At 65.8% G+C, this 11,092-nt stretch carries 10 protein-coding genes; 5 read left to right on the top strand and 5 right to left on the bottom strand.

Annotated elements, in window-relative coordinates:
* Positions 1-457 precede the first annotated feature (457 nt).
* The 3 genes from ACFR9U_RS11660 to ACFR9U_RS11650 all read right to left on the bottom strand — a co-directional run bounded on the left by ACFR9U_RS11660 (position 458) and on the right by ACFR9U_RS11650 (position 2,193).
* Positions 458-1,282 (bottom strand): hypothetical protein, encoded by an 825-nt coding sequence (locus ACFR9U_RS11660; RefSeq protein ID WP_247372310.1) that lies wholly within the window; start codon positions 1,280-1,282, stop codon positions 458-460.
* Between the two features lie 56 nt (positions 1,283-1,338).
* Positions 1,339-1,509: a hypothetical protein gene (locus ACFR9U_RS11655; protein WP_247372313.1), complete on the bottom strand. Its 171-nt coding sequence runs from the start codon at positions 1,507-1,509 to the stop codon at positions 1,339-1,341.
* Between the two features lie 189 nt (positions 1,510-1,698).
* Positions 1,699-2,193 (bottom strand): metal-dependent hydrolase, encoded by a 495-nt coding sequence (locus ACFR9U_RS11650; RefSeq protein WP_247372329.1) that lies wholly within the window; start codon positions 2,191-2,193, stop codon positions 1,699-1,701.
* A 58-nt stretch (positions 2,194-2,251) separates the two neighbouring features.
* On the opposite strand from ACFR9U_RS11650, the gene ACFR9U_RS11645 reads away from it, so the two are divergent.
* The 4 genes from ACFR9U_RS11645 (at position 2,252) to ACFR9U_RS11630 (ending at position 4,044) form a co-directional block, all read left to right on the top strand.
* A complete protein-coding gene (locus tag ACFR9U_RS11645) occupies positions 2,252-2,452 on the top strand; it encodes a hypothetical protein (RefSeq protein WP_247372344.1) in 201 nt (66 codons plus the stop codon).
* A 63-nt stretch (positions 2,453-2,515) separates the two neighbouring features.
* Entirely contained in the window at positions 2,516-3,112 is a 597-nt protein-coding gene (locus ACFR9U_RS11640; RefSeq protein ID WP_247372358.1) for a winged helix-turn-helix transcriptional regulator, read from the top strand.
* A gap of 70 nt (positions 3,113-3,182) precedes the next feature.
* Entirely contained in the window at positions 3,183-3,470 is a 288-nt protein-coding gene (locus tag ACFR9U_RS11635) for a DUF211 domain-containing protein (protein ID WP_247372380.1), read from the top strand.
* 1 nt (position 3,471) lies between these two features.
* Positions 3,472-4,044: a VIT1/CCC1 transporter family protein gene (locus ACFR9U_RS11630; protein ID WP_247372401.1), complete on the top strand. Its 573-nt coding sequence runs from the start codon at positions 3,472-3,474 to the stop codon at positions 4,042-4,044.
* On the opposite strand, the gene ACFR9U_RS11625 is transcribed toward ACFR9U_RS11630, so the two are convergent.
* Complete coding sequence (locus ACFR9U_RS11625; protein WP_247372404.1) at positions 4,022-6,712, bottom strand: cation-translocating P-type ATPase; 2,691 nt, start codon at positions 6,710-6,712, stop codon at positions 4,022-4,024. The two genes, ACFR9U_RS11630 and ACFR9U_RS11625, sit on opposite strands and share 23 nt — an antisense overlap.
* A gap of 194 nt (positions 6,713-6,906) precedes the next feature.
* Here ACFR9U_RS11625 and ACFR9U_RS11620 point away from each other — a divergent pair, with 194 nt between their 5' ends.
* Entirely contained in the window at positions 6,907-9,504 is a 2,598-nt protein-coding gene (locus ACFR9U_RS11620; RefSeq protein WP_247372426.1) for a heavy metal translocating P-type ATPase, read from the top strand.
* A gap of 82 nt (positions 9,505-9,586) precedes the next feature.
* On the opposite strand, the gene ACFR9U_RS11615 is transcribed toward ACFR9U_RS11620, so the two are convergent.
* Positions 9,587-11,065, bottom strand: coding sequence for an AMP phosphorylase (locus tag ACFR9U_RS11615; RefSeq protein ID WP_247372450.1), 1,479 nt, complete (start codon positions 11,063-11,065; stop codon positions 9,587-9,589).
* Positions 11,066-11,092: the final 27 nt, after the last annotated feature.

The raw sequence follows: 11,092 nt of genomic DNA, 5'->3' as shown, positions 1-11,092 counted from the left end.
GAAGCCCTACCCTCAAGGAGCGAACGGCGTCAGCCGTGAGCGAGTAGGGTAGGGTAGTTCACTTCGGCTACCTGCGTTCCGATTTCCTCGGTGAGCGTGGAAACTGGTCCCAAGTGACGGCAGTCGTGACTATCGGACGTGAGCGCATGAAAAGTCGACTTTCGGCGAGCGAACTCGCCGATGTCCCGGCAAATGCATGCATAGGCTGGCCAGCCGTGACCGGGAGCGTCGCGTAGTCGTGTGGCGATGCCAATTCCCGAGTGATTGGCGACGGTCGTTCCCGCCGAGAACCCCGCTGAACCGGGGCTCGACTACCATGTTATAGCGTACCATACTAAACCTTTTCGGCCGTCAAACGATATCACCCCACACGTTGGTCGAACTAGGACGCAATTCACCAGAAGTGGCGGGGTTGTCGGACGTGACTGCCGTTCGTCGACGGTCATCGGGTCGGTTCTCAGCGGTGGAGCAACCGATACGTCAACCCTGAGCCGGCGAGGCCGTAGCCCATGCCAGCGGCGTGGGCGAAGACGTTCGTGACCGACCCGTCGCCGACTGGTTCGGCCGGGAAGAGAACGACGACGAACAGCGTCAGCAACCAGACCACCACCCCGACGGTGAGAACGTCGTCGGCCGCCCGGCGCAGGCCATCGCGGATGTCAGTCGTGCCGTGTTCGTCGATCAACCCCCAGCCACAGAAAGCCCAGCCGAGCCCGGCGACTGCGAGCGCCACCCCCAGCGTGTCACCGCCGTAGATGAGAAACAGTTCGAGCAGCAGCCACAACCATACCGCCAGGCCGAGGTACTGCGCCGTCAGCCACCCGTACTCCGTTCGAACGACGACCAGCACGGCGATGAGGACGAACCCTGTGAAGGCGGCCCCGACGCCGGAAAACCCTCGCGTGATCGGATCGATCGCCGGGTAGAGCCACCCCAGGATGGCGTAACTGGTCAGACTGACCGTGGCCGGGAGCACCACCAGGAAACTCGCAAAGGTCAGGTGGAACCAACGGCGCTCTCGCGCCTTCAGACAGAGGCCGTAGGCCACGACCGTCGACGCGACGTACCCCGCGAGGTTCCCGAAGAGGTGGGCGTCGTCGACGTGTACGAACGGGCTCGTCACCACTGTCACCGGGTCGAGCGAATCGTGGTTGAACGCGAATCGCGCTCGTCCACCGGGCGGGACGGCGACGTGAATCACGACGAGTACGACGGCGACGAGACTGATGAGTGCCAGGTCGCGGCTCACGGCTCGCGGCGAGTACCCGTAGATGTCGTCCATTGCTCTCTCCGATGACCGTCACTCGACTGTGTCGTGCCCGGTTTTCGAGTTCCTGATCACGATTCGCATTCCGCCTCCACGGCGTGGTGTGGACCCACGGGCCCGTGTTCGGGACAGGTCCCAGCGATCGGCGTGGCGTTCAGACAGCAGTTGCGGCTGTCGGTCACGAGCAGTCCGCGCGTGAGCTGTGCCCCGCACAGCCGACACCGGAGCGTCTCGCGTTCCATGTCTGAGAGTCCGGGCCCTGACCAGTAATTCCCTCCGGTCGATTCCGGATCAGCCGACTCGACGCCGTCGGAAACGCAGCGAAAACGAGGGGGACGGGAAGGGTGGGTGGGAAAGAGGTTCTGGGGGAGTCCGGGCTCGTGATCACGAGCCAGCAAGTGGTCGGGTGTACACGCACTAATTCTCGGGGGCTATAGAATTAGGGGCCTCGCGACGACCACCAGTCCCGCAGTGACGAACACGCCCAGTCCCAGGAGTCCGTAGTTCGCGATCACGTTGTCGGCGCGGGTCAGCCCGAGCGTGAACCGGCGATTCCAGACCGGCCAGAACGGAGCGATGCCCATCGGGGTGATGACGTCGCCGAGTAAGTGCGCGAAGACGGAGAGGGTCCCGATGGCGAACCCGAAGACGGCGAGTTCACTCGTCGACGCTGCCGCGGGTTGGCCGCCGACCGCCCAGCCGAGCGTACTCAGTGCGGCGCCGACGAGCAGGGCGAAGCCGACGGTGTGGGTCGGGCCACGGTGTGAGACAAAGGGGAGGCGATGATCAGTGTCCGGGAGCGTCGCCAACGAGAGCATGCAGAACTCGCCGAGGATCGCGAGGTCCGCCCGACCGGCGACGACCAGCGCGACTCCGACGGGCGCGTACACGAGCAGCGACACACCGAGATGGCCAGCGCGATACACACGCCGCGATTGGTCCCACTCCGGAATGAAGGTTCGGAGACCGACGTCAGTCCCGCAAGTGGCGTCGGACTGGATCGCCAGAGCCACGCTGCTCCGGAACGCGTGTCCAGACGTGACCACTGTTGGACTGCTGCTCGCCGAACTGTTCCAGCGGGTCGGGCCGTTTCTCATCCCGGTCGTCGTGTTCGCCGCCGGCGTCCTGGGGTACGGGCTCCTGTGGCTCTACTACAACCGGATCGCAAGCGAGGACCGAGAGTGAGAGCCGGAATTGGGGATGGCCACAAGTGCTTTGCCAGCCCCGCTGGTATACCTGGCCAGACAAATGCGGGGGATCGACGACACTGACCGGCAGATACTGCGGTTATTGCTCGAAGACGGGAGACGGCCGTACAGCGACATCGCCGAACGCGTGGACCTCTCACCGCCGGCCGTCTCCGACCGCGTCGATCGGCTCCAGGAACTGGGCCTCATCCGCGGGTTCACTGTCGACGTCGATCGGTCGATGCTCCGCGAAGGGGTTCCCGTCCTCGTGGACGTTCAGGTCGAGCCGGGGAACGCCGCCGCCGTTCGGTCGTCGCTGTCGACCGCTGAGACGGTCGAACACGTGTTCACGACCGCCGACGAGCACGTCGTGTTCACCGCGACGGCCCCAGAGGCGGACGTGCAGTCGCTCCTCGACGACGCCGTCGAGATGGCCGTCATAGAGGAGTACACCGTCGACCTCCTGGCAGACACGTCCTGGAATCCGTCCCTGGGGAACGCGGAACTCGCCCCGTCCTGTGCGGAGTGTGGCAACACAGTCACCGCGGAAGGGGAATCGACGAAACTCGACGGGACGCTCTATCAGTTCTGTTGCTCGTCCTGTCAGTCGCGGTTCGTCGAACAGTACGAACAGCTCCGTGAAGGGGTCGACTCCTGACGGCACGTCTGGGCTGAGACCGTTTTCCGGAACCCACCGACCTTTTCTCCGCCAGCGGTAACACCAGTGTATGGCCCACATCCGACGGCTCGTCCTCGACGTGTTGAAACCACACGAACCGGCGATTCCAGCGCTTGCGGACGGCGTCGCCGACGCTGAGGGCGTCGAAGGCGTGAACGTGACGCTCGTCGAGATCGACCGCGAAGTCGAGAACGTGAAAGTGACTGTGGAGGGAGCGGGGATCGACTACGACGCCGTCACGTCCACGGTCGACGAGTTCGGAGCGAGCGTCCACTCCATCGACGAGTTCGCCTGCGGGGACGTGCTCGTCGAAGCGGGCGAGACGCCGCAGGACTGAGATGGTGGGAACGCGACTCCGCGAACGAGTCGGCTCGCTGTTCGACGCCATCTCGCGTCGGTACTTCGTCTCGAACGGGTTCGACGGGACGCTGACGAGCACCGGCGTCGCCGTCGGCTCGTACCTCTCGGGCGTCCCGGACGGTGCGACCGTGGTCGCGGTGGGCGTCGGCGCAGCCGTCGGTCTGAGTACCTCGGGCGTCTGGAGCGTCTGGGAGATCGAGCGAGCGGAAATGCGAATCGAGCGCCAGGAAGTCGAGCGCGCGATGCTGACCGATCTCACCGAGACGCGGCTCGCGGACCAGAACAAGCGCGACAGAGTGAAACACGCCACGATGAGTGGCATCGGTCCGCTCCTGGGCATTCTCATTCCCATCAGCGCGTACGCCTTCGCACCGGCAGTCATCACGATGTTGCAAGCGACGGCGCTGGCGGTCCTGCTCGGCGTCCTGCTGCTGTTCTTTTTCGGCGCCTACATGGGCAGCATCTCCGGCCAGTCCTGGGTCGTCGCCGGAATCCGGATGGGGCTCGCTGGCGTCGTCGTGACTGTCATCAACGTTCTCCTGCCCGGATAGCGGGGAGCAGTCTGTCGAGTGCCAGGACCAGCAGGTAGTTCAGGACGACGAACGCCGCGAACGCGCCAGCGAGCCAGAGCCACTCATCCAGCGGCAGCGGGACCACGTCGAACAGACCCGCCAGCGGCGTGTAGAGCACCAGGAGTTGCAGGGCGAGCGTGAGCACGACGGCGCCGACGAGCCAGGGGTTCGACCGCAGCGACTTGCCGTAGCGGCGACGAATCAGTTGAATGCGCGCCAACTCGATCAACACGAGGAACGTAAACAGCGTCGTCTGCGCGCGGACGAGCGACCCAGTGGCCGACAGCCGCGCGAAGAAGAGCGACAGACCGACGATCGTCATCACGATCCCGATCCCGAGAACCGACGCGAGCACCCGTTGATCGATGATCGGCTCGCCCCTGCCACGTGGCGGGCGATCCATCACGTTCGGCGCCGTCGGGTCCGCGCCCAGCGCCAGCGCTGGCAGCCCGTCGGTCACGAGGTTCACCCACAGCAGCATCACGGGGGTGAGTACCAGACCGACTGCCTCGCTCCCGGCGAACAGGTCCGGGAACAGCAGGCCGCCGAGCAGCACGCCGAAAAAGACCACCAGCACTTCGCCGGCGTTGGCCGAGAGCAGGTAGTTGACGAAGGTCCGCACGTTGTCGAAGATGCCGCGGCCCGCCTCGACGGCGTCGCGGATGGTGACGAAGTTGTCGTCCTGCAGGATCATGTCCGAGGCCTGTTTCGCCACGTCGGTCCCGCGCTGGCCCATGGCGATCCCCACGTCGGCGCCCTGGAGCGCGGGCGCGTCGTTGACGCCATCGCCGGTCATCGCCACGTCGTGCCCGTTCTCTCTGAGCGCCGAGAGGATGCTGACCTTGTGTCTGGGTTCCGCCCTGGCGAACACCTCCACGTCCTCGACGGTGTCGGTCTGTTCGTCTTCCGAGAGCGATGCGAACTCGTGCCCCGTCATCGCGCCGTCCGGGTCGAAACCGACCTGCTCGCCGATGGCGCTGGCAGTCGCGAGGTTGTCACCGGTCGCCATGATGACCCGGATGCCGGCCCGCCGACAGTCCGCCACGGCGTCGGCGACCTCGCCCCGCGGTGGGTCGATCATCCCCTGGAGGCCCAGGAACACTAGCCCGGACTCGATCTCGTCGTCCGGTGCATCGGTGTCTGCAACCGACTTGCGAGCGAACCCGAGCACGCGCAGCGCGTCGCCGGCGAACTGCTCCGTTTGCTCGAGGATGGCCGCCCGTCGCTCGTCGGTGAGCGGGACGACCTCACCGTCGTCCAGCAGGCGGTCACAGTGTTCGAGCACCTTCCCGGGGGCTCCTTTCATGTATGCAGTGGGCTCGTCCTCGTCGACGACGACTGTCATGCGCCGTCGTTCAGACGAGAAGGGAATCTCACGGAGGCGGTCGGCATCCGCGTCGACGCCGGCTCGTTTGGCCGCCTCGAAGACGGCGATCTCTGTTGGGTCGCCGTGGTAGTCTTCGTCGGCGTCGGCGGGGGCGGGTTCGGTGTTGTTGCACACGGCCCCACACCGGAGCACGGCTTCGAGCGCGCTTCCGGTGGCTTCCTCCTGGAAAGCGCGGCCACCGTCGGTCGCCGCCGTCTCGAAGACGGCGTCGTCAGCGTACGCTCGCGTGACGATCATCCGGTTCTCCGTGAGCGTGCCCGTCTTGTCGGTGAGGATCACGTCAACGGAGCCGAGACTCTCGACGACCGGCAACCGCCGAACCAGCGCGTTCTTGTCCAGCAGCGTCCGCGAGCCCAGCGCGAGCGTGAAGGTGACGACGGCCGGCAGTCCTTCGGGAACCGCTGCGACGGCCAGCGTCACCGCGACGAGCAGTACCGTGATCGGGTCCGTTCCAGTGAGGAGAAACTGGATGAGGGCGACGAGGCCGATGAGCGCGACGACGCCGACCCCGATCTGTTTGCCGAGGCGGTCGATCTCGCTCTGAAAGGTCGTCTCGGTTTCTTCGGTCTCGCCAAGTTGCGTCGCGATTTCGCCGACCTCCGTGTCCATTCCGGTCTCGATCACGACCGCCTGACCGCGACCGCGGACGGCCGTCGTGTTCATGAACACCATGTTCTCGCGCTCTGCGAGCGGCGTGTCCTCGGGAAGCACCTCGGGATCTTTGCCGACGGTGGCACTCTCGCCGGTCAGCGCCGACTCGTTGGTCTCCAGGCCGTTGGCCTCGACGACGCGGGCGTCGGCCGGAATCGCGTCGCCCTGTTCGACGACGATGCGGTCGCCAGGGACGACCTCGCGCGCGTCGACGATTCGCCGCTCTCCGTCTCGAATGACCGTCGCGTCTGGCGAGGCGAGTTCCCTGAGCGCTTCGATGGATCGCTGCGCCCGGTAATCCTGCACGAAGCCGAAGACGCCGTTCGCCAGGAGGATGAGCAGGATGAGTCCGGCGTCGACGTACTCGGGGTCCTGACCCGGCAGGAACCCGACCCCAACGGCCAGCAGTGCGGCGACGACGAGCAGGTAGACGAGCGCGTCCTGGAACTGCGAGACGAACACGGCGAGTGGCGAGACGGTCTCACCGGATTCGATCTCGTTCGGGCCGTACTCGTCGAGCCGTCGCCGGGCTTCTTCGCTCGATAATCCCGCGTCGTCAGTCTCTAACTCCGCCTGAATCTCGTCGACCGACTCAGTGTGCCACCCCATTAACGTTGCTAATCAGGTCCCGTCGCAATAATAATTGATACCGGCAACGGCCGGTCGACGGTTCGATCGGTGACCGGTTTCGAATCAAAACCCACACGCCATTCTCAGTTATGACTTGAAGATTTTTGGGCGTTCTGGGGACGGGAGGCAAGGAGCAAACTGCTTGAGTAGGGGACACGTATGTATACGCAAGAATGTCAGAGAGGCGATCGCGGCTGGAGTTGACGGGCATGAGCTGTGCCAACTGCGCGGGGTCGATCGAAGAGCGCGTCGGCGACCTCGCGGGCGTCTCGGAGGTCACCGCCAACTACGCCACTGACGAGGGGAGCGTGACGTACGATCCAGACGAGGTCTCGCTGGCCGACATCTTCGACGCCGTCGAGGACGCGGGCTACGGCGTCGTCCGCGAGACCGCGACGTTCGGCATCACGGACATGTCCTGTTCGAACTGCGCCGACAGCAGCGAAGAAGCGTTGCTGAACGTACCGGGCGTCGTCGACGCGACGGTGAACTTCGCGACCGACGAGGCCCGGGTCGAGTACAATCCGGCTGACGTCGACAGATCGGACCTCTACGACGCGGTCGAAGACGCCGGCTACTCACCAGTTCGAGCGGACGACGGTGACGGCGACGCGGACAGCGGGGGCGAGTCCGGTCAGTCGCGCCAGGACGTGGCCCGTAACGAAGAGATAACGCGCCAGAAGCGCCTGACGCTGTTCGGTGCGGCCCTTTCCCTGCCGCTGGTCGCGATGATGGCCGTCGAGTTGCTCTCTCCCGGGACCCTTCCCCACGCGATCGGCCCGATCCCGATGGGGTGGGTCGCCTTCCTGCTGGCGACGCCCGTCCAGGTCATTCTGGGGCGGGAGTTCTACGAGAACTCCTACAAATCGCTGGTCAAGAACGGACGCGCCAACATGGACGTCCTCATCGCGATGGGGTCCTCGACGGCGTACCTCTACAGCGTGGCAGCACTCCTGGGCCTCATCGCCACCGAGGGACTGTACTTCGACTCGGCGGCGCTCATCCTCACGTTCATCACGCTGGGGAACTACCTCGAAGCCCGCTCGAAGGGCCAGGCCGGCGAGGCCATCCGGGAACTGCTGGCCATGCAGGCCGAGACGGCCACCGTCATCGAGGACGGGAAAGAGCGCGAGATACCCGTCGAAGAGGTCGACGTCGGCGACCGCATGAAGGTCCGGCCGGGCGAGAAGATCCCGACGGACGGCGTAGTCGTCGACGGCGAGAGTTCCGTCGACGAGTCGATGGTCACCGGGGAGTCCGTCCCCGTGGACAAGGGCGAGGGCGACGAGGTGGTCGGCTCGACCGTCAACCAGAACGGCGTGCTCACCGTCGAGGCGACGAAAGTCGGATCCGAAACCGCGATCCAGCAGATCGTCTCGATGGTCAAGGACGCCCAGAGCCGCCAGCCGGACATCCAGAACGTCGCCGACCGTATCAGCGCGTACTTCGTCCCCGCAGTCATTGCCAACGCCCTGTTCTGGGGCGTGGTCTGGTACCTGTTCCCCGAAGCGCTCGCCGGACTCGTCGGCGCGCTGCCGCTCTGGGGCCTGGTCGTCGGCGGGCCCGCCGCTGCCGGGGGTGCCGTCTCGGCGTTCGAGTTCGCGGTCATCGTCTTCGCGAGCGCAGTGCTGATCGCCTGTCCCTGCGCGCTGGGACTTGCGACCCCCGCCGCGACGATGGTCGGGACCTCCATCGGCGCGCAGAACGGCGTCCTGTTCAAGGGCGGTGATATCCTGGAGCGAGTTCGTGACGTCGAGACAGTGGTCTTCGACAAGACGGGGACGCTCACTGAAGGCGAGATGCAGTTGACCGACGTGGTGGTCGTGGACGGCGCGGCGACCGACGGCGGTAAGCGCCCTGACGGCGGCGTGCTGGCGGCCGAACTCGACGAGGAGTTCGTCCTCGAAGCCGCCGCGAGCGCCGAGCGCGGGAGCGAACACCCGCTCGCCGAAGCCATCGTCGACGGCGCACGCGAGCGCGGACTCGACCCCGAATCCCCCGACGACTTCGAGAACGTCCCCGGGCACGGGGTCCGCGCGACGACGAGCCACGGCGAAGTCCTGGTCGGGAACCGAAAACTGCTGGACGACAACGGCATCGACCCTGCCCCAGCCGCGGACGCGATGAAGCGCCTGGAGTCCGAGGGGAAGACCGCGATGCTCGTTGCCGTCGACGGTCGACTGGTCGGCGTCGTCGCCGACGCGGACACCGTCAAGGAGTCGGCGAAGGCGGCAGTCAGCGCGCTGCACGACCGCGGGCTGACCGTCCACATGATCACGGGCGACAACGAGCGGACGGCCGAGGCAGTGGCCGAGCAGGTCGGCATTCCTCCGGAACACGTCAGCGCCGAGGTGCTGCCCGAGGACAAGGCCGACGCCATCGACGAGATCCAGGCGGACGGAGAACGGGCGATGATGGTCGGCGACGGCGTCAACGACGCGCCTGCGCTGGCGGCTGCGTTCGTCGGCTGTGCCATCGGGAGCGGCACTGACGTGGCGATCGAAGCGGCCGACGTGACCCTGATGCGCTCGGACCCGCAGGACGTGCTGAAAGCGATCCGCATCTCCGACGGCACGCTGACGAAGATCAAGCAGAACCTGTTCTGGGCGCTTGGGTACAACACCGCGATGATTCCGCTGGCGTCGCTGGGCCTGCTCCAGCCCGTGTTAGCTGCCGGCGCGATGGCGTTTTCCAGCGTCTCGGTGCTGGCGAACAGCCTGGCGTTCCGGCGGTACACGCCGGACGAGGATTACAGTCTGTTGTGGCGGTAATCCGAGGAGGCGTGTCCTCGGCTGACTCGGCAGACGGCGGTACACGCCGGACGAGGACTACGAACTGCTGAGCGGCCTGCGCCTAGTACCGCTCGACGAGGGCTTCGTCGGGGCCGCTCACGCGGACGGGCACTTCCTGCCGGGCGAAACGCACCGCCTCGTCGAGCTTCTCCTCCGTCTGGGCGTAGATGGTGAACAGCACGCTGGATTCGTCGACTGCATCGCCGACGCGGACGGCGAGCGTGAGGCCGGCGCCTTTGTCCTTCGGCGCGCCCGCGCGGCGAGCGGTCTCGTTCACCAGCCGGTTGTTGGCGTTACTGACCAGTCCGCTACGCTGGGCTTCGATCGTCGCCGTGTACTCACCGATCGGAAGGTCGTCTTTCGTCACGTCCGGATCGCCGTTCTGTGCCGCGATGATCTCGCGGAACGACTCGAGGGCGCGTCCGTCTTCGAGAATCTCCGCGGCCGTGTCGTCGACGTCACAGGCCGACAGGAGCATGTCGGCTAAGTTGATGCTCTTCAGTCTGAGGTCCTGCGGGCCGTTGCCTTGCAGGACGTCAAGCACGTCGCGGGCTTCGAGTCCGCAGCCGATGCCCCTGCCGATGGGCTGGCTGCCCCGCGTGATGGCACAGTCGACGGTCATGTCCAGCGCCGATCCGACGCGGTCGAAGTCCTCGGCCATCTCGCGGGCGGCGTCGAGGCTGTGAACCTTCGCGCCCTCGCCGTAGGGGATGTCGATGACCACGCGAGAGGAGCCGGCGCTCTTTTTCTTCGAGAGGACCGACGCGATCATCTGTCCTGGTGGGTCGAGCGAGAGCGGCGTCTCGACGCGGATGATCTTGTCGTCGACCGGTGAGAGGTTGACCCCACCGCCCCACACCATACAGCCGTTCGTCTCCGCGATGACGTCTCTGATCTCGTCGATGTCCAGCTCGACGTCACAGAACACTTCCATCGTGTCCGCGGTCCCGGCGGCGGAGGTGACCGCGCGCGAGGAGGTTTTGGGAATCGTCACGCCCGCCGCGGCGGCGATGGGGACGACGATCGGGGTCACGCGATTGCCGGCGACGCCGCCGATCGAGTGCTTGTCGGCGACGAGGCCGCTGTCCCAGGTCATCGTCTCACCGGCAGCGACCATGCTCTCGGTGAGGTGGACGATCTCCGCCCGGGAGAGACCGTTCGTGTAGATGCTCGTCACGAACGCGCTCAGTTCAGCGTCGGTGAGTCGGTCCCACTTGATGTCGGTCACGATGGCGTCGAGTTCGTCGGCTTCGAGTTCGATGTCGTCGAGTTTCTTCCGGATGGACGAGGCCGACGTCGGGTTCGGTGCGATCGTGACGGTCACCTCCCCGTCGATGTGCCCGAGCGGCCGCGTCACCGCGAGTTCGCCCACGTCGACGAGTTCGTCCGTGAGTTCGACGATACCAACGACTGTGCTGCCGTCGTGCTGTATTTCGACGCGATCGAGCGGATGGACGCCTAACTCGGCGGCGTCCGCGGTATTCAGTATCACCGTCGGGGCGCGAGTCCCGATGTCGATCGGCGTCGCGTAGAGGTCCATGTCTCAGGCTGATGGCGAGTCCCCATA

The organism is Halorientalis brevis, assembly GCF_042678165.1.
GTDB classification, from domain to species: Archaea; Halobacteriota; Halobacteria; order Halobacteriales; family Haloarculaceae; genus Halorientalis; species Halorientalis brevis.
The sequence above is the reverse complement of the archived record's forward strand: the minus strand, read 5'-3'. Positions and strand labels throughout refer to the sequence as shown.

What these genes read in the sequence shown, in the direction of transcription:
- ACFR9U_RS11660 (WP_247372310.1), bottom strand. Translation starts at nt 1,282, where the DNA reads ATGGACGACATCTACGGGTACTCGCCGCGAGCCGTGAGCCGCGACCTG.
- ACFR9U_RS11655 (WP_247372313.1), bottom strand. Translation starts at nt 1,509, where the DNA reads ATGGAACGCGAGACGCTCCGGTGTCGGCTGTGCGGGGCACAGCTCACG.
- ACFR9U_RS11640 (WP_247372358.1), top strand. Translation starts at nt 2,516, where the DNA reads ATGCGGGGGATCGACGACACTGACCGGCAGATACTGCGGTTATTGCTC.
- ACFR9U_RS11635 (WP_247372380.1), top strand. Translation starts at nt 3,183, where the DNA reads ATGGCCCACATCCGACGGCTCGTCCTCGACGTGTTGAAACCACACGAA.
- ACFR9U_RS11630 (WP_247372401.1), top strand. Translation starts at nt 3,472, where the DNA reads ATGGTGGGAACGCGACTCCGCGAACGAGTCGGCTCGCTGTTCGACGCC.
- ACFR9U_RS11625 (WP_247372404.1), bottom strand. Translation starts at nt 6,712, where the DNA reads ATGGGGTGGCACACTGAGTCGGTCGACGAGATTCAGGCGGAGTTAGAG.
- ACFR9U_RS11620 (WP_247372426.1), top strand. Translation starts at nt 6,907, where the DNA reads ATGTCAGAGAGGCGATCGCGGCTGGAGTTGACGGGCATGAGCTGTGCC.
- ACFR9U_RS11615 (WP_247372450.1), bottom strand. Translation starts at nt 11,065, where the DNA reads ATGGACCTCTACGCGACGCCGATCGACATCGGGACTCGCGCCCCGACG.